This is a genomic window from Rhodopseudomonas palustris (assembly GCF_007005445.1).
GTDB classification, from domain to species: Bacteria; Pseudomonadota; Alphaproteobacteria; order Rhizobiales; family Xanthobacteraceae; genus Rhodopseudomonas; species Rhodopseudomonas palustris_G.
The window spans coordinates 875,306-895,768 of sequence record NZ_CP041387.1; the positions used below are offsets into that span (position 1 = coordinate 875,306).

Here is a 20,463-nt window from a genome sequence, read left to right on the forward strand (position 1 = left end):
GGCCCGCTGAGCTGGCGCGGACCGCGTCGGCGCGAATTCGAAACGATGAACCGCTCATGGTGCGGGCAAACGTCGCCGCCCGGCCGCAAATCCATTTGCGGCACAATGCCATAAGCTGGCGTATCAACGCCAGTGCATTGCCGCATCAACGGGAACCGGTGACGGGCTACGCGCCCAGGCTGTGGTCCGGGCCGCCGGGCCGGATCAGAACGGATTCCAGGTCGCGGTCGGCGTGAACTTCAGATAGCCGATATTGGCACCGAGCCGCAGCCCGATGCCGGACTGGATCGGCACCAACACAATACCGTTGGCGGTCAGCGCGGTCATGCCGAAGCCGCCGACCACATAGGCCGAACCGTCGATGCCGCCGAACCGCTGATAGATCGCGTTGGTCGACGGCAGGTTGTAGACCAGCGTCATGGTGCGGGCGCCGTTGCCGCCCCAGTCGAATCCGACCGACGGGCCCTGCCAGTATACCTTCAAGTCGCCGGCATTCTTGGTGTAGAGCGTGCCTTCGCCGTAGCGCAGGCCGGCGACGAACGCGCCGGAGCCTTCCTCGCCGAGCACATAGCCGTTGGGCAGGCCCCATTGGCTCACCGCACGCTCGATCGCCGAGGCGAGGCCGCGCGAAACATTGCCGAAGAAGCGGTGGCCTGCGCCGACCAGTTCGTCCGGCCCATAGGTATTCGGGCCGGCGGGAGCCTTCGGCGGCATGGGCTGCTGCTGGGCCATGGCCGGCAAATTCAGGGCTGCCAGCGCAACAAAGGCCAGCGCGGCGCGACGCGTCACGAAGCTCATGGAATTCACCCCTGGGTCTTCAAATCCCCTGCGCCACTTTAACCGGATGCTGAGAGGCGTCCTTTTAGGTAGCGGCGTTTGTCCCCGACTGGAAACGTTATCGGCAGCAACTATGACGGCACAACGGCAGGAACGGAACCAGATGCGCCTTCGAATCGCCTTGATCGGACTGCTGTCGCTCGGCCTGATCGCAGCCGCATTCTCGCCCGGCGTAAAAGCGGCGACCACCGAGCGCGTGGTGGCGGACCGCAACACCGGGCTTGCGATCGATGGGTTCGATCCGGTGGCATATTTCACCGATCGTGAGCCGCGGCAAGGCCAAGCGCAGTTCGAAGCGTCCGCCAGCGGCGTGGTCTGGCGGTTCTGCAACGACGACAATCGCAAGTTCTTCCTCGCCCGGCCGGACATCTACGGCCCGCAATTCGGCGGCTATGATCCGGTGGCGGTGGCCCGCGGCGTGCCGTTGGCCGGCAATGCGCGGGTCTGGCTGATCAGCGGCCAGCGGCTGTATCTGTTCGACCGCGAGGAAAACCGCGACTCCTTCGCGGCCAGCCCGGAGCGCTATCTCCACGACGCCCGCGAGCGCTGGCCGGGACTGTTGGCGACGCTCTCCGAATAGACGCCGCCGCCGATCTAGCGTCCGTTGCGATCGCCCCAGGCGATGAACTCCGGCACGATGAAGTTCGGCCGCGGCTCGTCGAACCGCAGCGGTGCGCCGCTGGTGTCGGTGACCTTGCCGCCGGCCGCGATGACCAGCGCGGCGCCGGCCGCAATGTCCCATTCACAGATCGATGCCAGCCGCGGGTAGATGTCGGCCTCGCCTTCGGCGATACGGCAGAATTTCAGCGACGATCCCAGCGTCGCGTGGACCGCACCGGGGCGGGCGTCGATGAAGGCGACGGTGGCGGCATCGAGATGCGAGCGGCTGACCGTGGCGACCCACGGCTCGCCCGGTTTGGGCAGCGGCCGCGTCCGGATCGGCTCGGCGGCGAAGCTGCGGCCGTCGGCCGCGAGCGTCAGCCGCTCGGCGCCGTGACCGGCGACGCCGCGCCAGGCCAATCCGAGCGCCGGCGCACCGACGATGCCGAGCACCGGCACGCCGTCGCTCACCAGCGCCAGGTTGACGGTGAATTCGTCCCGGCCGGCGATGTACTCCTTGGTGCCGTCGAGCGGATCGACCACGAAGAAGCTGCCCGAGCTCGGACGCCCGCCGCTGCAAGATTCTTCCGACAGCACCGGCAAATCCGGCGCGACCGCGGCCAGCCCTTCGGCGATCACCCGGTCTGCGGCGAGATCGGCGGCCGTCACCGGCGAGCCGTCGCCTTTGTGCAGCACCGGCGTATCTCGTGAAATCGCCACGATTGCGGCTCCGGCGCGCAACACCACCTCGGTCAGCGGTGCAAGCAGAGCGGCGGCGTGCTCGGAGGAAACGACGGCGGGCTGTTCGAACGCGGCAGTCATCAAGCTGTGTCATCCTCCATCGGTGGTCCGGTCGGTGCCGGACCGTTGTGTTGGCACTGCCAGCGGCCGCAGTGTATCAAGCCATTAACCAAGGCTGATTCGTCTTGCGAGCGGTTTTCCGAGGAACAGACTGATGTCCGACACCCTTTCTCCCGCTGTCCAGGCTCCCGCTCCCGACGCGCTGGAACTGGCAGCGCTGCTGTGTTCGCGGGTGTGTCACGATCTCATCAGCCCGGTCGGTGCGATCGTCAATGGCCTCGAGGTGCTGGACGACAGCTCCAAGCAGGAAGACCGCGATTTCGCCCTCGATCTGATCCGCAAGAGCGCCAAGACGGCGTCGGCGCGGCTGCAGTTCTGCCGGCTGGCGTTCGGCGCGGCCGGCTCTGCCGGCGCCCAGATCGATCTCGGCGACGCCCAGAATATGGCGCGCGGTCATCTCGAAGACGACAAGACCAAGCTGACCTGGAATCTGCCCAGGCTGCTGCTTGCCAAGAACCGGGTCAAGCTGCTGCTCAACATGCTGATCATCGCGCAGCAGACGATTCCGCGCGGCGGTACGCTGACGATCGATCCGATCGGCGAGGGCGACAATTTGTCGTTCCGCATCGTGGCGGCGGGGATCAACGCCCGCACGCCGCACAACATCGTCGATCTGCTCAACGGGACGCAGAGCGGTCCGATCGAGTCGCACGGCGTGCAGCCGTACTACACGCGGCTGTTGGCGCAGGCCTGCGGATTGACCGTTTCGCTGGCGCCGGAAGCCGACACCATGGTGGTAACTGCGTCCTGAGCGGCGCTTCGATATAGTGAACGTTGTATTGACGGCGGGCCTCGTGATCGTACGAAGGCCCTAACTATTTGAACTTCCGCCGCATCGTCCTGCGGCCCGCAACCAATATTAAACGCTTTCCGCACACAGTGGCCGCATTAGTCGGGCATTGGCGACGGTCGCGTGCCCGCGTGCAGTGAAGGCCACGCGTATGGACGATCTTCTTCGTGAGTTTTTGACGGAGACTTTCGAGAGCCTGGACACGGTCGACAACCAGTTGGTCCGTTTCGAGCAGGAGCCGAACAACGCGAAGATATTGGACAATATTTTCCGTCTTGTTCACACCATCAAGGGGACCTGCGGTTTTCTGGGGTTGCCGCGGCTGGAAGCGCTTGCGCATGCGGCCGAGACGTTGATGGGCAAATTCCGGGACGGGATGCCGGTGACGGGTGAGGCGGTGACGCTGATCCTGACCACGATCGACCGGATCAAGGACATTCTCACGCAGCTCGAGGCGACCCAGGCCGAGCCCGAGGGCGAGGACGGCGACCTGATCGGTGAGCTGGAGCGGCTGTCGATGCGGACGGCGGAGGAGATCGCGGCCGAGCTCGGCGGCGCTGTGCCGGAGGTGGTTGCGGACGTAGAGGTCATGGAGGCCGAAGCGCCGGCGACTGAGGCGGTGGCGGATGCGGCCACCGAGGGCACGCTGGTGGCGCAGACGCTGGAGCGTCCGCTGCGGCCGGGCGAGGTGTCGCTGGACGAGCTGGAGCGGGCCTTCCGCGAGACCGCGATCGAAGTCGAGGCGCCGCCGCTGCAGCCGGCCGTGAGCGAGGCTCCGGCCGTCGTCGAGGCCGCGCAGCCCGAGCCGAAGCCGGCCGCCAAGCCGAAGGCCGCCAAGCCGGCGGCCAAGAAGTCCGGCGGCGACGGCGAGGGCGCTGCCGAAGGCGGCGGGGGCGGCGGGGTCGCCAACCAGTCGATCCGCGTCAACGTCGATACCCTCGAACATCTGATGACGATGGTGTCGGAGCTGGTGCTGACCCGCAACCAGCTTCTGGAGATCAGCCGCCGCCACGAGGACAACGAGTTCAAGGTGCCGCTGCAGCGGCTGTCGACGGTGACGGCCGAGCTGCAGGACGGGGTGATGAAGACCCGGATGCAGCCGATCGGCAACGCCTGGCAGAAGCTGCCGCGGATCGTGCGCGATCTGGCGGGCGAACTCGGCAAGCAGATCGAGCTGGAGATGCACGGCGCCGACACCGAGCTCGACCGCCAGGTGCTCGACCTGATCAAGGATCCGCTCACCCACATGGTGCGCAACTCCGCCGACCACGGCCTGGAGCGGCCGGAGGAGCGGGTCCGGAACGGCAAGCCCGAGCAGGGCACGATCCGATTGAGCGCCTATCACGAGGGCGGCCACATCGTGATCTGCATCGCCGACAACGGTCGCGGGCTCGACACCGAGCGGATCAAGGCCAAGGCCTTGGCCAACGGTCTGGTCACCGAGGTCGAACTCGAGAAGATGACCGAGGCGCAGATCCACAAGTTCATCTTCGCGCCGGGGTTCTCGACCGCCGCCGCCGTCACCTCGGTGTCCGGCCGCGGGGTGGGCATGGACGTGGTGCGCACCAATATCGACCAGATCGGCGGCACGATCGAGGTGAAGTCGGTCGCGGGCGAAGGCTCGGCGATCACCATCAAGATCCCGCTGACGCTTGCGATCGTCTCGGCGCTGATCGTGGAAGCCGGCGGCGACCGGTTTGCGATCCCGCAGCTCGCGGTGGTCGAACTGGTGCGGGCGCGGGCCAACTCCGAGCACCGCATCGAGCGGATCAAGGACACCCCGGTTCTCAGGTTGCGCGACAAGCTGCTGCCGCTGATCCATCTGAAGAAGCTGCTCGGCATCGACGAGGGCACCAACAGCGAGCCGGAGAACGGCTTCATCGTGGTGACGCAGGTCGGCAGCCAGACCTTCGGCATCGTGGTGGACGGCGTGTTCCACACCGAAGAAATCGTGGTCAAGCCGATGTCGACCAAGCTGCGTCACATCGGGATGTTCTCGGGCAACACCATCCTGGGCGACGGCGCGGTGATCATGATCGTCGATCCCAATGGCATTGCGCAGGCGCTCGGCACCGCGGTGTCGGCGCAGCACGACATCTCCGACCAGGCGGCGGCGAGCCGCAACGCCTCGGCCGAACAGCTCACCTCGCTGCTGGTGTTCCGCGCCGGCTCGAGCCAGCCGAAGGCGGTGCCGCTGTCGCTGGTGACGCGTCTGGAAGAGATCGCCTCCGACAAGATCGAGATGTCGAACGGCCGCTACATGGTGCAGTACCGCGACCAGTTGATGCCTTTGGTGCTGATGGAAGGCGTCGAGGTGGCCTCCAGCGGGGTGCAGCCGATCCTGGTGTTCGCCGACGAGGACCGGTCGATGGGCCTGGTGGTCGACGAGATCGTCGACATCGTCGAGGAGCATCTGCACATCCAGGTCGGTTCCAGCCGCGAGGGTATTCTCGGCTCTGCGGTGATCAAGGGCCAGGCGACCGAAGTGATCGACGTCGCGCACTTCCTCCCCATGGCGTTCTCCGACTGGCTGGCGCGCAAGGAGATGCGGCAGACGATGACCACCCGCTCGGTGCTCTTGGTCGACGACAGTGCGTTCTTCCGCAACATGCTGGGTCCGGTGCTGAAGGCGGCGGGCTACAAGGTGCGGGTCGCGACCTCGGCGGTCGAGGGTCTTGCGGTGCTGCGCTCGGGCGCGCAGTTCGACGTGATCCTGACCGACATCGAGATGCCGGAGATGAACGGCTTCGAGTTCGCCGAGGCGATCCGCGCCGACACCAAGATGTCGAACCTGCCGGTGATCGCGCTGAGCTCGCTGGTGTCGCCGGGTGCGATCGAACGCGGACGTCAGGCCGGTCTTACCGACTACATCGCCAAGTTCGACCGTCCGGGCCTGATCGCGGCGCTGAAGGAGCAGACCACGGTGCATGCGGTGCCGGAAGTGCTGGAGCAGGCGGCATGAGCGAGACCAGGAAGGACACCCCCGCGATGACCCGCGCCATCGACGCGATCAGCGGCAACACCACCCAGTTCGCCACCGCGATGATCGGCGGGCAGTTGTTCGGGCTGCCGATCAGCCGGGTGCAGGACGTGTTCATGCCGGAACGGCTGACCCGGGTGCCGCTGGCGCCGGACGACGTCGCCGGCGTGCTCAACCTGCGCGGCCGGATCGTCACCGCGATCGACATGCGGGCCCGTCTCGGCCTGCCCAGGAACCAGGACGGCAAGCCGCCGATGGCGATGGGCGTCGACCTGCGCGGCGAATCCTACGGCCTCCTGATCGACTCCATCGGCGAAGTGCTGACCCTGCCCGACGAGGGCCGCGAGACCAACCCGGTCAACCTCGATCCCCGCATGGCATCCTTCGCCAACGGCGTCCACCGCCTCGACGGACAGCTCATGGTCGTCCTCGACGTCGACAAAGTACTCGAAATCGCAACCCAACGTATGGCTGCATGACGTCTGGACTGAGTGCGGCGCAATCGCAGGAACTGCCCATCCGGGCTTGAACTGATAGAGGCAGAAAATGAAGACATGTCTGGTGGTCGACGACTCGAGCGTCATCCGGAAGGTCGCTCGGCGCATCCTCGAGGGGCTCGACTTCGAGATCGTCGAAGCAGAGGACGGCGAAAAGGCACTCGAAGCCTGCAAGCACGGGCTGCCCGACGCCGTTCTGCTCGATTGGAACATGCCGGTGATGGACGGCTACGAGTTCCTGCGCAATTTGCGTCGCATGCCGGGCGGTGACGCCCCGAAAGTGGTGTTCTGCACCACCGAGAACGACGTCGCGCATATCGCCCGGGCGCTGCATGCCGGGGCCAACGAGTACATCATGAAGCCCTTCGACAAGGACATCGTGACGGCGAAGTTTCAGGAAGTCGGCCTGATCTGACGGGGGTCGGAAGGCCGACTTTGGCGCCGCGTTGTGGGACGCGGTGGGGAGTGGAAAGTATGTGTTGCGTCGGTGGCCTATGAGCGTAGCTTTGGCAGGTAGTCCCGCTACGAATTCGGCGCAATACGAGCCGTTGCGCGTGATGATCGTCGACGACTCGGTCGTCATCCGCGGATTGATTTCGCGCTGGGTCGAAGCCGAGCCGGACATGGTGGTGGCGGCCTCGCTCCGCACCGGGCTCGACGCCGTCAATCAGCTCGAACGGGTCAAGCCGGACGTCGCGGTGCTCGATATCGAAATGCCGGAACTCGACGGCATTTCGGCGCTGCCGCAACTACTCGCCAAGAAGCGCGACCTGGTGGTGATCATGGCGTCGACGCTGACCCGCCGCAACGCGGAGATCAGCTTCAAGGCGTTGTCGCTGGGCGCGGCCGATTACATTCCGAAGCCGGAAAGCACGCGCGAGCCGCAGGCTGCCGACATCTTCAAGCACGATCTGCTGCAGAAAATCCGTTCGCTCGGCGGCCGGGTTCGTCGTCGTGCGTCGCCCGCCACGGCTGCACCGGCGGTCGCTCGCGATCCGCATCCGGCGCCGCTGCCGCATCCCGCGGTCGCAGCCCCGAGCGTCGCGAGTCAGGCTGCGCTGGTCAAACGTTCGTTTGGCCCGACTGCACCGCGGGTGCTGTTGATTGGTTCGTCGACCGGCGGCCCGCAGGCGTTGATGGCGCTGGTGGCCGACATCGGCCCGGTGATCGACCGTTTCCCGGTATTGATCACCCAGCACATGCCGCCGACCTTCACCACCATTCTGGCCGAACACCTCGCCCGTGCCAGCCGACATCCCGCGCACGAAGGCATCGACGGCGAAGCCATCAAGCCGGGCCAGATTTATCTGGCGCCCGGCGGCCGCCACATGCGCGTCGCCAAGCATGGCGGCAGTCCGGTGATCGCGCTCGACGACGGCCCGCCGGTGAATTTCTGCAAGCCTGCCGTCGATCCGCTGTTCACATCGGCGATCGATGTCTGGCAGGGCGGCATCCTCGCGGTGGTTTTGACCGGCATGGGCTCAGACGGGATGCGCGGCGGCAAGGACATCGTCGCCGCTGGCGGCAGCGTGATCGCCCAGGACGAAGCCTCCAGCGTGGTATGGGGGATGCCCGGCTCGGTCGCCAATGCCGGGGTCTGCGCCGCGGTGCTGCCGCTCAACCAGATCGGCTCCAAGGTGGTCCGCCTGTTCGCAGGAGACCGCTCGTGACTCCGCTCGACTACGAGTTCCTGCGCAAGCTGCTGAAGGATCGGTCGGGCCTCGATCTGTCGGCCGACAAGCAATATCTGGTCGAAAGTCGCCTGCTGCCGCTGGCGCGGCGGTTCGGCCTCGGCGGCATCAGCGATCTGGTGCAGAAGATGAAAGGGATGGGCGCGGAGTCGCTGATCTCCGACGTCGTCGAGGCGATGACCACTAACGAGACGTTCTTCTTCCGCGACAAGGTGCCGTTCGATCATCTGCGCGAAGAGATGCTGCCGGCGCTGTTGCAGGCGCGCGCGGCGCGGCGCTCGTTGCGGATCTGGTGTGCGGCGTCGTCGACCGGACAGGAGCCGTATTCAATCGCGATGACGCTGAAGGAGCTTGGACCTGCAGTCGCCGGCTGGCGGTTCGAGATCGTTGCCACCGACCTGTCGCCTCAGGTTCTGGAGAAATCCAAGTCCGGTCTGTTCAGCCAGTTCGAGGTGCAGCGCGGCCTTCCGATCCAGCTCCTTGTGAAGTACTTCAAGCAGGCCGGCGAGGTGTGGGAGCTCAGCCCCGAGATCCGCGCCATGGTGCAGCATCGCCAGCTCAACCTGCTGCACGATTTCTCGTCGCTCGGCACGTTCGACATCGTGTTCTGCCGCAACGTGCTGATCTACTTCGATCAGACCACAAAGGTCGGCATTCTGGAGCGGATCGCCAAGCGGCTCGAGCCCGACGGCTATCTGACCCTCGGCGCCGCCGAGACCGTGGTCGGTCTAACCGACGTCTTCAAACCGCATGCTTCGCGGCGCGGCGTCTATCTGCCGAACCTGAAGTCGGCGCCGTCGATCGTCCCGGCGTTCCCGGCCACCACCGCCCTCAGCAGCCTTCGCGCTGGCTGAGGCGCGGAGCCCTCGAACTCTTCAACCTCATCATTGCTCGACAGCCTTCGTCATTCCGGGGCGCTTGCGCAGCGAGCGACCCCGGAATCCCAAGGTTGTCGTGAAGGGCGGCGGCCAAGTCGTGCCGGCGGCAGATTCCGGCTCGCGCCGATCGGCGCGCCCCGCAATGACCTGGGTGAGCGGGTCGGCGCGCCAGAGCCGCGTCCCAAAAACAAAAACCCCGCCATTTGCGGCGGGGTCAAGGACCACTCGGAAGGAGAGCGCCGGGTGGCGCTCCTGGGTAAACTAGGTCAGGCCGGGATGCGGACGTCGTCCTCGGACGGCTCGCGGAGCACATAACCGCGGCCCCACACCGTCTCGATGAAATTGCGGCCGTCGGAGGCGTTGGCGAGCTTCTTGCGCAGCTTGCAGATGAAGACGTCGATGATCTTCAGTTCCGGTTCGTCCATGCCACCGTAGAGGTGGTTGAGGAACATTTCCTTGGTCAGCGTGGTGCCCTTCCGCAGCGAGAGCAGTTCCAGCATCTGATATTCCTTGCCGGTCAGATGCACGCGCTGGCCGCCGACTTCGACGGTCTTGGTGTCGAGATTGACGACGAGATCGCCGGTCTGGATCACCGACTGGGCATGGCCCTTGGAGCGGCGGACGATGGCGTGGATGCGCGCGACCAGCTCGTCCTTGTGGAACGGCTTGGTCATGTAGTCGTCGGCGCCGACGCCGAGACCCTTCACCTTGTCCTCGATGCCGGCGAGGCCGGACAGGATCAGGATCGGGGTCTTGATCTTGGAAACACGGAGCTGCTTGAGAACGTCGTAACCGGACATGTCCGGCAGGTTCAGATCGAGCAGGATGATGTCGTAGTCGTACAGCTTGCCGAGGTCGACGCCTTCTTCACCGAGATCCGTCGTGTAGACATTGAAACTCTCGGATTTGAGCATCAATTCGATCGACTGCGCGGTCGCGCTGTCATCTTCAATCAGCAATACGCGCATGCCAGTCCCCTCTAAGCGCCGCTACGGGCGTCAGGCGTCCGCACACTTGCGGCACTGGAAACGCCTTTGAAGAACTGATTCGGATCCTGACGAGGAATGGTTAACAAAAACTGATTCGGCTCCGCAAGGTCCCATCGTGCAATTTTTGTCGAATCGCACTAAGGTATTGCGGCAAAGCAGATTTTTGTCGGCCCGCTCCTTCAAGTTCCACTTTAAGAGACGGAGTTAACCGACTCTTGCGACTCGCCCTTCATTCTGATGGGCGAACGCGCTCAGTTACCAAAGACAGTGACGCAATGATTAACGATGCGGGTAAACACGAAGTTAAGGGGACCCGGCCCGCATCGACAAACTTAAGGGTTTCGCAATGAAGGCCCTCGCGGAACAGATCGGCGACATCGACAGCGTCAACACGTATGGCCGCGTCGTCGGCGTGCGCGGTCTGATGGTCGAGATCGCCGGGCCGATTCACGCGATGAGCGTTGGCGCGCGCATCGTTGTCGAGACCGGCGCCAACCGTGCGATCCCGTGCGAAGTGATCGGCTTCACTGGTAACAACGCGATTGTTATGCCGTTCGCGGGGCTCGAGGGCGTGCGCCGCGGTTGCCGCGCCATCATCGCCAACGCCGCCGCCCAGGTGCGGCCGTCGCCGCATTGGCTCGGCCGTGTCGTTAACGCTTTGGGCGAGCCGATCGACGGCAAGGGGCCGCTGGTGCAGGGCCCGTCGCCGATGCCGTTCCGCAACCAGCCGCCACCGGCGCATTCGCGCAAGCGTGTCGGAGCGCCGCTCGACCTCGGCGTGCGCGCGCTCAACACCTTTCTCACCTGCTGCCGCGGTCAGCGCATGGGTATCTTCGCCGGTTCCGGCGTCGGTAAATCGGTGTTGCTGTCGATGCTGGCGCGCAACGTCGATGCGGCGGTGTCGGTGATCGGGCTGATCGGCGAGCGTGGCCGCGAGGTGCAGGAATTCCTGCAGGACGACCTCGGCGAGGAGGGCCTCGCCCGCTCGGTGGTGGTGGTCGCGACCTCGGACGAGCCGGCGCTGATGCGGCGACAGGCTGCTTATCTGACGCTGGCGATCGCCGAGTACTTCCGAGACAACGACAAGGACGTGCTGTGCCTGATGGACTCGGTGACGCGTTTCGCGATGGCGCAGCGCGAGATCGGGCTCTCGGCCGGCGAGCCGCCGACCGCCAAGGGCTACACGCCCACGGTGTTCACCGAGTTGCCGAAGCTGCTCGAGCGTGCCGGCCCCGGGCTCGGCGAGGGCACCATCACCGGCATCTTCACCGTGCTGGTCGATGGCGACGATCATAACGAGCCGGTCGCCGACGCAGTGCGCGGCATCCTCGACGGCCACATCGTAATGCAGCGTGCGATCGCCGAGCGCGGCCGCTATCCGGCGATCAATGTCTTGAAATCGGTGTCGCGCACCATGCCGAAGTCCGCCGACCCGGTGTACCTGCCGCTGATCAAGCGGGCGCGACAGATCATGGCGACCTACGCCGACATGGAAGAATTGATCCGGCTGGGCGCCTATCGCCCGGGCTCCAGCGCCGAGGTCGACGAGGCGGTGCGGTTGCACGAGCCGCTGGAAAATTTCCTCCGCCAGGGCAAGGACGAGGCGACCAGTCTGCAGTCAGGATATGCACAATTAGAGCAGATCCTGAGTAATTCGGAAACGGAACGCTAACTTTGTCCGGCCATCATGCTTGGCACGTCAATCGATTTGCCGGTTGCCCCTGCGCGGCGGGCCGGTGTCGTCCCGCGTTGAATTGGGACTTCTGGGGAGTACGAGTCGATGAAGTCACGTGATACGCTGATCCGCCTGAAGAAATTTCAGGTCGACGAGCGGCGCCGACGGGTCGCCCAGATCGAAGCGATGATCGCGGATTTCGAGCGGATGTCGTCCGACCTCGAGCGCGAAATTATCACCGAGCAGGAACGTGCCGGCATCGCCGATCCGACCCATTTCGCCTATCCGACCTATGCCAAGGCGGCAATCCAGCGTCGGGAGAATCTGACGCGGTCCGCCGACGAATTGCGCGTGCAACTCGAGGAGGCGCGCGGCCAGTTGTCCGAGGCGTTCGACGAGATGAAGAAGGTCGAACTGCTCGACGAGCGCGATCAGGCCCGCGAGCGGGCCGAAGAGAGCGCCCGCGAACAGGCCGACCTCGACAGCATCGGCTTGATGCGGGCACGGCTCGGCGGTGCCGGCGCCGTCGCCTGACGCTCACATCGCTGCGATAGAAACAGCCCGGGCCCGTGCGGTCCGGGCTTTCGTTTGCGGTATCCACAGCCTATCAAGTGCCGTGGTGGAACGCCGCGTTGCACGATATGCTGGTTTGGTTCGGGCCGCCCGGTTCGAACGGGGGCATGGCTGCAATGGCCATGGTGAGGTCTTAGGAATGCTGTCGCCGGCTGAGTTGGTTTCGCTGATCGCCGCTGTCGCAGAGCGCGACCAGGACGCGTTCCAGCGGCTCTACGAAGCGACCCGGGCGAAACTGTTCGGCGTCGTTCTTCGTATCTTGCGGCGACAGGATCTCGCCGAAGAAGTCATCCAGGACGCCTACGTCAAGATCTGGAACAACGCCGCGCAGTTCGACGCCAAGGTCGCTTCGCCGATCACCTGGATGGCGTCGATCGCGCGCAACCGTGCGATCGACGTCGCGCGCAAGCGCGGCGAGGTTTCGATCGAAGAGGAGCCGTCCGCCAACGAGGTCGCGGCAGAGACGCCGGATCCGCTGGCGCGCCGCGAGATGACCGAGGAGCTGAAGCGCCTGCTGGAATGTATCGGCCGTCTGGAGCCCGACCGGCAGAAACTGGTTCTGCTGGCGTACTACAACGGTTGGAGCCGTGAACAGCTCGGCGCCAAGTTCGGTGCGCCGGCCAATACGATCAAGACCTGGCTGCGCCGCAGCCTGCTCGATGTTCGGGGGTGTTTGGGACTGACCTGATGGCCCACAGCGAAGACCATAGTGCGCTTGCCGCCGAATACGCGCTCGGCACCCTCGACGCCGCTGAACGGGCGGAGGCCGAGGCGCTGACGCGCAGCGATGCGAAGTTCGCCGCGCTGGTCGAAGCGTGGGAGCTGAAGCTCGGCGCGCTTAATCAGATGGTCGGGCTGGTCGAGCCGCGCGCCGAAGTGTGGGATCGGATCAAGGCGGCGATCTCCGCCGAGTCACAGCGCGCGGTGCCGCCGCAGGCTGCATCGCCCACAGGAGATGCAGCCGCGGGTGTGCTGGGTGCGCCGGGAGAACCGATCTTGCCACGCCCCGCAAACGATACTGGTCCCGCCGCCGCAAACAGCTCGACCGAACTCAGCCCCGAATCCAAGCGTGTCGTGCACTTCGCCAAGCGCGCCTACATCTGGCGAGGCGTCGCCATGCTGTCGAGCGCGATCGCGGCGTCGCTGCTGCTGGTGGTCGGCGCGCAGGTGTACCAGCCGGATGTTCTGCCGGACGCAGTGCGGCCGCCGGTCCGGACCAAAGTGGTGACCGTCGAGGCGCCGCCGCCGCCGATCCCGCCGCAATACGTCGCGGTGCTGCAGAAGAGCGGCGATGCGCCGGCCTTCATTCTCACGGTCGACGCCGGCACCAAGACCTTCACGGTGCGCCGCGTCGCCGCCACCCCGGAGCCCGGTAAAAGTTACGAACTCTGGCTGGTGTCGGACAAGCTGCAGAAGCCGCGCTCGCTCGGCGTGATCGGCGGCCACGACTTCACCGTCAATCCGGTGCTGTCCTCGTTCGATCCCGAACTCGTCAACCAGGCCACCTATGCGGTCACGGTCGAGCCGGAAGGCGGCTCGCCGACCGGCGTCGCCACCGGCCCGATCGTGTTCACCGGCAAGCTGGTGGAAAGCGTACCGCCGGAGCCGGCGCGGACGACGCCGCAGCAATAGCGGCCGCCCGCGCCTGCTTCACCGAGATTGCTCGAGGCGATTTGGCGGACGCACGGGGCAGCGGCGGATGGTTCGAACCGGAGCTTTATGCTGCTCGCCGTGAAACCTCGCCATAAAACTCGGCCTGTCGGGAGCGGCACTCCGAAGCGCGATCCCGATGCGATCCGAAACCGGGGCCGCCCCACCTCACCAACATTCCCGTAAAAGAAAAACGCCCGTGGGGAGCGGGCGTTTTCCTCGGGTCGTCACTTGGGGTGAGTGCGACCTCCTCAGCTCACGCTTGGCCAGGGGGGCTATCCGGCTTGCGTGACGGCTGGACTACTCAGCGGATCACCACGGTCTCCGCTTTGGTGATCGTGGTCGGTTTGCCGGCTTTGATTACTTTCGCGGTCTGGGTGTAGCCGTCGTCGGCACCGAGCCGCGCGGTGATCCCGAGGCCCGCCACCGCGATCCCGGCGACCAGAGCCACGGCCACAACCTTCAGGTGGGTGGTACGATCGGCACTGTAGATCGAATGGTTCATCGCTGAGCCTCCTGGGTTTCTTCTCCACCCTCGGAAATTCGTGTTTGCGATCCCGAAGCAGGTTCAAAGAACTCGTGCAGAAAACGTAGGAAATCGTCCGGGCGTTCCGCAGGGGCGAACACAAACGCGTGAACAAGCGTGACAATGCGCGAGGATGCGGTGCACAAGACCAGCTTAACTTACTGAAAATTAATCAAATAGTGGCGAACGCTCAGGGCGTGGGTGAATCGCTCGGTGAGCGCCCACTCATCGGCCAAAGGAGCCATCCGGGCTTGTCTGTTGCACAAAAGTCGCGCAGCCCGCTCCGGCGGCGGCGCGGCCGGAACCAATGGCTCAGACGCTGCCGACGGTCTTCAGCCGCGCCCGCGGGTGAATTTCGGCCTGTGACATCACCGTGGTCTGGGAGCGGAAGCGTTCGACCAGCGAGCGGACGAACGGCCGGATCGTCGCCGAGGTCACCAGCACCGGCGCTTCGCCCTCGCGCGCGGCCTGCTCGAACTTGTCGCGCACCGCCGTCATGAATTCCGACAGCTTCGAGGGCGCCATCGCCAGGGTGCGGTCTTCGCCCTGACCGATGATCGACTCGGCGAACGCCTGCTCCCATTTCGCCGACAGCGCGATCAGCGGCAGATAGCCGTTGTACGAGGTGTTCTGCGCGCAGATCTGGCGCGCCAGCCGGGCGCGGACGTGCTCGACGATGGTCGACGGATTGCGCGAGAACGCCAGCGCTTCGGCGACGCCTTCGAGAATGGTCGACAGGTCGCGGATCGACACCCGCTCGGCGAGCAGCAGTTGCAGTACACGCTGGATGCCGGAGACGGTGATCTGGCTGGGCACGATGTCCTTGACCAGTTCTCCTTGCTCGCTCGGCAGATCCTTGAGCAGTTTCTGGGTTTCGCCGTAGGACAACAGGTCGGACATGTTGGCCTTGAGCAGTTCGGTCAGATGCGTCGACAGCACGGTGGCGGCGTCGACCACGGTGTAGCCCTTCAGCGACGCCTCTTCCTTGAAATTGGCATCGACCCAGGTGGCGGGCAGGCCGAAGGTCGGCTCGGTGGTGTGAATGCCGGGCACCGTCACCTGCTCGCCGGCCGGGTCCATGACCATGAACTGATTTGGCCAGATCCGCCCCGAACCGGCGTCGACTTCCTTGATCTTGATGACGTAGGTGTTGGCCTCGAGCTGGACATTGTCGAGGATCCGCACCGCCGGCATCACGAATCCCATTTCGATCGCCAGCGAACGGCGCAGCGCCTTGATCTGCTCGGTCAGGCGGTCGGTGCCGTCCGGGCCGTTGACCAGCGGCAGCAGCGCGTAGCCGAGTTCGATCTTGAGGTCGTCGATCCGCAGCGCCGCGGCGATCGGCTCCTCGGCGGCGGCCGCCGCTGCAGCCGCGGCTATTTCCGGCGCTACTGCGGCCTGCGCCGCCTCGGCGCTGACCTGTGCCTTGCGCTTGCCGGCCTTGAAGGCCAGATAGCCGGCACCGCCGCCGAGCGCCAGGAACGGCAATGTGGGAATCCCCGGCAGTGCCGCCAGCACCAGCATCACCGCGGCGGCCATGCCGAGCGCCTGCGGATAGCCGGAGAGCTGGCCCATCATCGCCTTGTCGGCCGAGCCGGTGATGCCGGCCTTGGACACCAGCAGGCCGGCCGCGGTCGACACGATCAGCGCCGGGATCTGGGTCACCAGGCCGTCGCCGACGGTCAGCAGCGTGTAGGTATGCCCGGCCTCGCTGAACGACAGACCCTGCTGCATCACCCCGATGATGATGCCGCCAATGACGTTGATGAACACCACCAGCAGTCCGGCGATGGCGTCGCCGCGGACGAATTTGGAGGCACCGTCCATGGCGCCGAAGAAGCCGCTCTCGTCTTCCAGCTCCTTGCGCCGTGCCTTGGCGGTGGCTTCGTCGATCAGGCCCGCCGACAGGTCGGCGTCGATCGCCATCTGCTTGCCGGGCATCGAATCCAACTGGAAGCGTGCGGCGACTTCGGCAATACGACCCGAACCCTTGGTGATGACCACGAAATTGACGATGATCAGGATCGTGAACACGATGATCCCGATCACGAAATTGCCGCCCATCACGAAGCCGCCGAACGCCTCGATGACGTGACCGGCGGCCGCGGTGCCCTCGTGGCCGTGCGACAGGATCAGCCGGGTCGACGCCATGTTCAGCGACAGCCGCAGCATCGTCGAGATCAGCAGCACAGTCGGGAACGAGGAGAATTCCAGCGGCGCCTGGATGAACAGCGCCGTCATCAGGATCAGAATCGACAGCGTGATCGAGATCGCCAGGAACAGGTCGAGAATGATCGCCGGCAGCGGCAGGATCAGCACGACCAGGATGGTCAGCACGCCGATCGCCAGCGCCAGATCGCCGCGCCGCAGGATCGCGATCATCTCTTTGACGCTGGGGATGCCCGACCCTGAGCCCTGGCCGGCAGTGGTGTCCGTCATATCTGCCGCTGCCTCTCGTGCGTGTCGCTTGCCACGAACGCCGGAGCGCAGTGGGGCCGTTGGGCCGCTGGGTCCGACGTGAGGCACCGCACTGGCGTCCACGGGCGTTCCCCGATGTTCGCGGCCGACGACACTTCAATTCACTGGGCAAAATTTGCCCGGTGCATGGTTAGCAAAGAGTTAACGCCGGCGGGGGTGCGACCGCATGGCAGGGTGCCGTGGCGCCCGGCTTGACCGCAGCGCGCGGTCCGGAAACTCTGCAACCATGGAAACGCCCTTGGGAAAGACCGGCAAAACGCCGGCGTTCACGCTCGACTCGCGCCAGGCGTGGGTCCGGCTCGGATTGGCGCTGGTGATCGGTTCGATCGGCAGCGTCGGGATGTGGTCGGTGGTCGTCGTACTGCCGACCGTGCAGGCGGAGTTCGCCGCCAGCCGCGGCGGCGCCTCGCTGGCCTTCACCATGGCGATGCTCGGCTTCGGCCTCGGCGGCGTCGTCACCGGCAAGCTGACCGACCGCTTCGGCATCGTGGCGGCGATCGCGGCCGGCATCGCGCTGATCGCGCTCGGCTATGCGGGAGCCGGGCTGTCGACCTCGCTGTGGCAGTTCACCGCGTTGCACTTCCTGATCGGCGCCGGCGCTTCGGCGACGTTCGGACCGCTGATGGCGGAGGCCTCGCATTGGTTCGAGCGTTATCGCGGCCTCGCCGTGACGATCGCCGCCACCGGCAACTATCTCGGCGGCACGCTGTGGCCGCCGCTGGTCAATTGGGGCAGCGCCACCATCGGCTGGCGCGCCACCCATATTCTGATCGGCGCGTTCTGCGCCGTGTCGATGACGCTGGTCGTTCTGTTGCTGCGGGCGCAGATGCGCGGCCACGCCGCCACCAGCCACGCCGCGGCGCCGCCGCCGAAGATCGATCTGCAGCTTCCCACCAACACGCTGACCGCGCTGCTGTGTGTCGCCAGCATCGCCTGCTGCGTGGCGATGGCGATGCCGCAGGTCCACATCGTGGCGTATTGCGGCGACCTCGGCTACGGCGCGGCGCGTGGCGCCGAGATGCTGTCGCTGATGCTGGCATTCGGCATCATCAGCCGGATCGGCTCCGGCTTCCTGGCCGACCGGATCGGCGGCATCCGCACGCTGCTGCTCGGCTCGGTGGCGCAGGGCGTGGCGCTGCTGTTCTATCTGTTCTTCGACGGCCTCGGCTCGCTGTACGTGATCTCGGCGATGTTCGGCCTGTTCCAGGGCGGCATCGTGCCGGCCTATGCGATCATCGTGCGCGAGGCGATGCCGGCGCGCGAGGCCGCCACCCGGGTCGGTATCGTCATCATGGCCTCGGTGCTGGGGATGTCGTTCGGCGGCTGGATCTCCGGCGTGATCTTCGACGCCACCGGCTCCTACGCGGCCGCCTTCGTCAACGGCATGGCCTGGAACGCGCTCAACGTCGCGATCATGCTGCTGCTGCTGCTCCGTGCCCGCCGCCGCGGGCCGCGGGTGGCGATGGCGTAGCGGCGAGGGGAGGACGACGGGAGACAGCGGCCTCAGGCCGACAGGCGGTCGCGTCCGCCGTGGCCGGCGACGCGGCAGCGATTGCGGCCGTCGCGCTTGGCTTGCAGCATCGCGTGATCGGCACGGTCGAGCAGCGCGGTGCCGTCGTCGCCGCTGCCGTGGCTGGACACGCCGATGCTGACCGTCACCGGTCGTCCGAGCCCATCGAATTCGTGCCGGCTGATGGTGCGGCGGATCGTATCGGCGGCCTCGCAGGCGCCCGCTTCGCCGGTCTTCGCCAGCACCGCGACGAATTCCTCGCCGCCGAGCCGGCCGACAAAGTCGGTGCGGCGCAGCGACTGCTCGATCAGCCGCGCCACCTCGATCAGCGCCGCGTCGCCGGCGGCATGGCCGAGCGTGTCGTTGATGGTCTTGAAATGGTCGACGTCGATGAACAGCAGCGACAGCTCGTCGCCGGAGCCGGCGGATCGCGCCACCTCGCGGTCGATGCGCTCCAGCAGCGACCGGCGGTTGGCGAGGCCGGTGAGCGGATCGGCCAGGGCCAGCCGCTTCAGCTTCCTGGTGCGCTCGGACACTTCGCGCTCCAGCCGACCGTTGGCCTCGGAGAGCAGTAGCTCCGAGGTCTTGGCGCCGGTGACGTCAGTTGCCGCCGCGATCAGACCGATGCAGGCGTTGCGACTGATTCGGGGGCTGATCTTCTCCAGGATCCAGCCCCAATCGCCCGAGGCGGTTTTGACCCGCACTTCGACGGTCGCAGCCTGGCCGGTCGCGAGCACGTCGCCGATGCACGCCTGGTAGCGCTCGCGATCCTCCGGATGAACGAAGCCCGGCCAGTCGACGTCAACGGCGTGTATCGGGTCGATGCCGACGAAATCGTACCATGCTTTGTTGGCGAAGCCGCGCTGGCCGGACAGACCGCTGACCCAGATCAGCGACGGCGCTTCGTCGGACAGCAGGCGAAACCGCCGCTCGGTCTCCATCAAGGCTTCGATCAGTACCTCTTCGACCGCCAGCGCATCGGGGTCTTCGGCATTGCACTGGTCGACCAGCGCCTGCGCGATCCGGCGGTCGAGCTTCAGGATGTGGGTCACCAGCCATGTGACCAGAAATTCCAGAAAGGCCTCGGCGGATTCGGCGTCGGTCAGATCGGCGCGCGCGGCGAGGCGGTCGATCTCGTGCTCGAACGTCTTGTGCGCGCAAACGTGCCGGCCGATCTCCTCACCGGTCAATCGCGAACAGCGCATCAAGGCTTCTTCGTCGCAGAAATGCGTGCGCGCATAGTGGCGCAGCCGTTCCACCAGCGCGGACAATTTCGGCATCGGCTCGCGGTGCTGGACTGCGCTGGCGAGCTGATTGGTCAGGTCGAACAGCCCGCGATGCTGCCGGTCGATCCGCTCATTGCCGGTTTCGAACAGCGGGTTCCATGGGAAGAGGGGCATTGACGCATACCGTCGATCGATCGGGCAGGGACCATAGTGCCGGGATTGTTTGAGGCATGTTAAAGGCGATCCGTCGGATGCCGCCCGGTGCGTCGGCCGCCGCTCCAGCGCAAGCCCGCACCCCACTCTTCCGGCGGTCGCAGCCTCATAACGGTACGTCACTATGGGGTGCGACACGTTTCATCGGCGATTCCGGCCTGTTCGCGCCCGCGCCGCGGCCGATTCATCCGGCGTTAACGATCGAATTGCTGGTGGCAGCCGCGCCCCTGCCGGCACCGCCGCGCCGCGATCCGGCACCGCTGGCGCGGACCCGAACCGCTTGATCGCGGGCAAGCTGCCGATTGCCGCAGCCGGGACGCCATTGTATGGGGAGACCGCACCGTCCGCCGCCCTCCGCGGCCGCCGGCGGGGCCTGTAGCTCAATGGTTAGAGCCGACCGCTCATAACGGTCTGGTTGCAGGTTCGAGTCCTGCCGGGCCCACCAGACGGACAAAGAATACTGCTGCAATCAGACGACCACTCGGGTCG

The 20,463-nt window shown here is 65.8% G+C and carries 18 protein-coding genes and 1 tRNA gene; 13 read left to right on the plus strand and 6 right to left on the minus strand.

The genetic code is table 11. The features are described from left to right. Positions 1-204: 204 nt before the first annotated feature. Entirely contained in the window at positions 205-798 is a 594-nt protein-coding gene (locus tag FLL57_RS04020) for a DUF1134 domain-containing protein (RefSeq protein WP_013503567.1), read from the minus strand. A gap of 112 nt (positions 799-910) precedes the next feature. Between FLL57_RS04020 and FLL57_RS04025 the strand changes: the two genes are divergently transcribed. After that, positions 911-1,417 (plus strand): YHS domain-containing (seleno)protein, encoded by a 507-nt coding sequence (locus FLL57_RS04025; RefSeq protein WP_142884159.1) that lies wholly within the window; start codon positions 911-913, stop codon positions 1,415-1,417. 14 nt (positions 1,418-1,431) lie between these two features. On the opposite strand, the gene FLL57_RS04030 is transcribed toward FLL57_RS04025, so the two are convergent. Further along, positions 1,432-2,259: a 3'(2'),5'-bisphosphate nucleotidase CysQ family protein gene (locus tag FLL57_RS04030; RefSeq protein ID WP_142882209.1), complete on the minus strand. Its 828-nt coding sequence runs from the start codon at positions 2,257-2,259 to the stop codon at positions 1,432-1,434. 133 nt (positions 2,260-2,392) lie between these two features. Between FLL57_RS04030 and chpT the strand changes: the two genes are divergently transcribed. The 6 genes from chpT (at position 2,393) to FLL57_RS04060 (ending at position 9,110) form a co-directional block, all read left to right on the plus strand. After that, the gene (chpT, locus tag FLL57_RS04035; protein ID WP_013503564.1) at positions 2,393-3,049 is read left to right on the plus strand and encodes a histidine phosphotransferase ChpT; all 657 of its coding nucleotides are present in this window, start codon (positions 2,393-2,395) and stop codon (positions 3,047-3,049) included. A gap of 190 nt (positions 3,050-3,239) precedes the next feature. Continuing rightward, the gene (locus tag FLL57_RS04040) at positions 3,240-6,050 is read left to right on the plus strand and encodes a hybrid sensor histidine kinase/response regulator (RefSeq protein WP_142882210.1); all 2,811 of its coding nucleotides are present in this window, start codon (positions 3,240-3,242) and stop codon (positions 6,048-6,050) included. 26 nt (positions 6,051-6,076) lie between these two features. Next, positions 6,077-6,547: a chemotaxis protein CheW gene (locus FLL57_RS04045; protein ID WP_185966212.1), complete on the plus strand. Its 471-nt coding sequence runs from the start codon at positions 6,077-6,079 to the stop codon at positions 6,545-6,547. A gap of 67 nt (positions 6,548-6,614) precedes the next feature. After that, positions 6,615-6,980: a response regulator gene (locus FLL57_RS04050; protein WP_011157188.1), complete on the plus strand. Its 366-nt coding sequence runs from the start codon at positions 6,615-6,617 to the stop codon at positions 6,978-6,980. Positions 6,981-7,059: 79 nt separating this feature from the next. After that, positions 7,060-8,235, plus strand: a complete 1,176-nt coding sequence (locus FLL57_RS04055) for a protein-glutamate methylesterase/protein-glutamine glutaminase (protein WP_142882211.1) — start codon at positions 7,060-7,062, stop codon at positions 8,233-8,235. Then, the gene (locus FLL57_RS04060; RefSeq protein WP_013503560.1) at positions 8,232-9,110 is read left to right on the plus strand and encodes a CheR family methyltransferase; all 879 of its coding nucleotides are present in this window, start codon (positions 8,232-8,234) and stop codon (positions 9,108-9,110) included. The genes FLL57_RS04055 and FLL57_RS04060 overlap by 4 nt, the downstream gene beginning before the upstream one ends. A gap of 290 nt (positions 9,111-9,400) precedes the next feature. On the opposite strand, the gene ctrA is transcribed toward FLL57_RS04060, so the two are convergent. After that, positions 9,401-10,102 (minus strand): response regulator transcription factor CtrA, encoded by a 702-nt coding sequence (gene ctrA / locus FLL57_RS04065; protein WP_011157191.1) that lies wholly within the window; start codon positions 10,100-10,102, stop codon positions 9,401-9,403. A gap of 367 nt (positions 10,103-10,469) precedes the next feature. Between ctrA and fliI the strand changes: the two genes are divergently transcribed. The 4 genes from fliI to FLL57_RS04085 all read left to right on the plus strand — a co-directional run bounded on the left by fliI (position 10,470) and on the right by FLL57_RS04085 (position 14,003). Continuing rightward, a complete protein-coding gene (fliI, locus tag FLL57_RS04070) occupies positions 10,470-11,795 on the plus strand; it encodes a flagellar protein export ATPase FliI (RefSeq protein ID WP_142882212.1) in 1,326 nt (441 codons plus the stop codon). Positions 11,796-11,903: 108 nt separating this feature from the next. Further along, complete coding sequence (fliJ, locus tag FLL57_RS04075) at positions 11,904-12,332, plus strand: flagellar export protein FliJ (protein ID WP_013503558.1); 429 nt, start codon at positions 11,904-11,906, stop codon at positions 12,330-12,332. 178 nt (positions 12,333-12,510) lie between these two features. Further along, positions 12,511-13,059 carry a sigma-70 family RNA polymerase sigma factor gene (locus FLL57_RS04080; protein ID WP_047309822.1) on the plus strand — a complete coding sequence of 183 codons (549 nt, stop codon included), beginning with the start codon at positions 12,511-12,513 and terminating at the stop codon, positions 13,057-13,059. Beyond that, on the plus strand, positions 13,059-14,003 hold the full coding sequence (locus FLL57_RS04085; protein ID WP_047309823.1) for an anti-sigma factor: 945 nt from the start codon (positions 13,059-13,061) through the stop codon (positions 14,001-14,003). Before FLL57_RS04080 ends, FLL57_RS04085 begins: the two co-directional genes overlap by 1 nt. A 322-nt stretch (positions 14,004-14,325) precedes the next feature. On the opposite strand, the gene FLL57_RS04090 is transcribed toward FLL57_RS04085, so the two are convergent. Continuing rightward, on the minus strand, positions 14,326-14,526 hold the full coding sequence (locus FLL57_RS04090; RefSeq protein WP_047309824.1) for a hypothetical protein: 201 nt from the start codon (positions 14,524-14,526) through the stop codon (positions 14,326-14,328). Positions 14,527-14,859: 333 nt separating this feature from the next. Next, positions 14,860-16,986: a flagellar biosynthesis protein FlhA gene (gene flhA / locus FLL57_RS04095; protein WP_235677206.1), complete on the minus strand. Its 2,127-nt coding sequence runs from the start codon at positions 16,984-16,986 to the stop codon at positions 14,860-14,862. Positions 16,987-17,251: 265 nt separating this feature from the next. Here flhA and FLL57_RS04100 point away from each other — a divergent pair, with 265 nt between their 5' ends. Further along, entirely contained in the window at positions 17,252-18,496 is a 1,245-nt protein-coding gene (locus FLL57_RS04100; protein ID WP_013503553.1) for an MFS transporter, read from the plus strand. Between the two features lie 32 nt (positions 18,497-18,528). On the opposite strand, the gene FLL57_RS04105 is transcribed toward FLL57_RS04100, so the two are convergent. Beyond that, positions 18,529-20,112 carry a GGDEF domain-containing protein gene (locus FLL57_RS04105; RefSeq protein WP_235677207.1) on the minus strand — a complete coding sequence of 528 codons (1,584 nt, stop codon included), beginning with the start codon at positions 20,110-20,112 and terminating at the stop codon, positions 18,529-18,531. A 231-nt stretch (positions 20,113-20,343) separates the two neighbouring features. On the opposite strand from FLL57_RS04105, the gene FLL57_RS04110 reads away from it, so the two are divergent. Next, positions 20,344-20,419: transfer RNA gene (locus FLL57_RS04110), tRNA-Ile, on the plus strand. Positions 20,420-20,463 lie beyond the last annotated feature (44 nt).

Excerpts from the sequence above, each read along its gene's own strand:
- fliI (WP_142882212.1), top strand. The coding sequence starts at position 10,470 with ATGAAGGCCCTCGCGGAACAGATCGGCGACATCGACAGCGTCAACACG.
- flhA (WP_235677206.1), bottom strand. The coding sequence starts at position 16,986 with ATGACGGACACCACTGCCGGCCAGGGCTCAGGGTCGGGCATCCCCAGC.
- FLL57_RS04055 (WP_142882211.1), top strand. The coding sequence starts at position 7,060 with ATGAGCGTAGCTTTGGCAGGTAGTCCCGCTACGAATTCGGCGCAATAC.
- FLL57_RS04040 (WP_142882210.1), top strand. The coding sequence starts at position 3,240 with ATGGACGATCTTCTTCGTGAGTTTTTGACGGAGACTTTCGAGAGCCTG.
- fliJ (WP_013503558.1), top strand. The coding sequence starts at position 11,904 with ATGAAGTCACGTGATACGCTGATCCGCCTGAAGAAATTTCAGGTCGAC.
- FLL57_RS04085 (WP_047309823.1), top strand. The coding sequence starts at position 13,059 with ATGGCCCACAGCGAAGACCATAGTGCGCTTGCCGCCGAATACGCGCTC.
- chpT (WP_013503564.1), top strand. The coding sequence starts at position 2,393 with ATGTCCGACACCCTTTCTCCCGCTGTCCAGGCTCCCGCTCCCGACGCG.
- FLL57_RS04030 (WP_142882209.1), bottom strand. The coding sequence starts at position 2,259 with ATGACTGCCGCGTTCGAACAGCCCGCCGTCGTTTCCTCCGAGCACGCC.
- ctrA (WP_011157191.1), bottom strand. The coding sequence starts at position 10,102 with ATGCGCGTATTGCTGATTGAAGATGACAGCGCGACCGCGCAGTCGATC.
- FLL57_RS04050 (WP_011157188.1), top strand. The coding sequence starts at position 6,615 with ATGAAGACATGTCTGGTGGTCGACGACTCGAGCGTCATCCGGAAGGTC.
- FLL57_RS04090 (WP_047309824.1), bottom strand. The coding sequence starts at position 14,526 with ATGAACCATTCGATCTACAGTGCCGATCGTACCACCCACCTGAAGGTT.
- FLL57_RS04020 (WP_013503567.1), bottom strand. The coding sequence starts at position 798 with ATGAGCTTCGTGACGCGTCGCGCCGCGCTGGCCTTTGTTGCGCTGGCA.
- FLL57_RS04025 (WP_142884159.1), top strand. The coding sequence starts at position 911 with ATGACGGCACAACGGCAGGAACGGAACCAGATGCGCCTTCGAATCGCC.
- FLL57_RS04100 (WP_013503553.1), top strand. The coding sequence starts at position 17,252 with ATGGAAACGCCCTTGGGAAAGACCGGCAAAACGCCGGCGTTCACGCTC.
- FLL57_RS04080 (WP_047309822.1), top strand. The coding sequence starts at position 12,511 with ATGCTGTCGCCGGCTGAGTTGGTTTCGCTGATCGCCGCTGTCGCAGAG.
- FLL57_RS04045 (WP_185966212.1), top strand. The coding sequence starts at position 6,077 with ATGACCCGCGCCATCGACGCGATCAGCGGCAACACCACCCAGTTCGCC.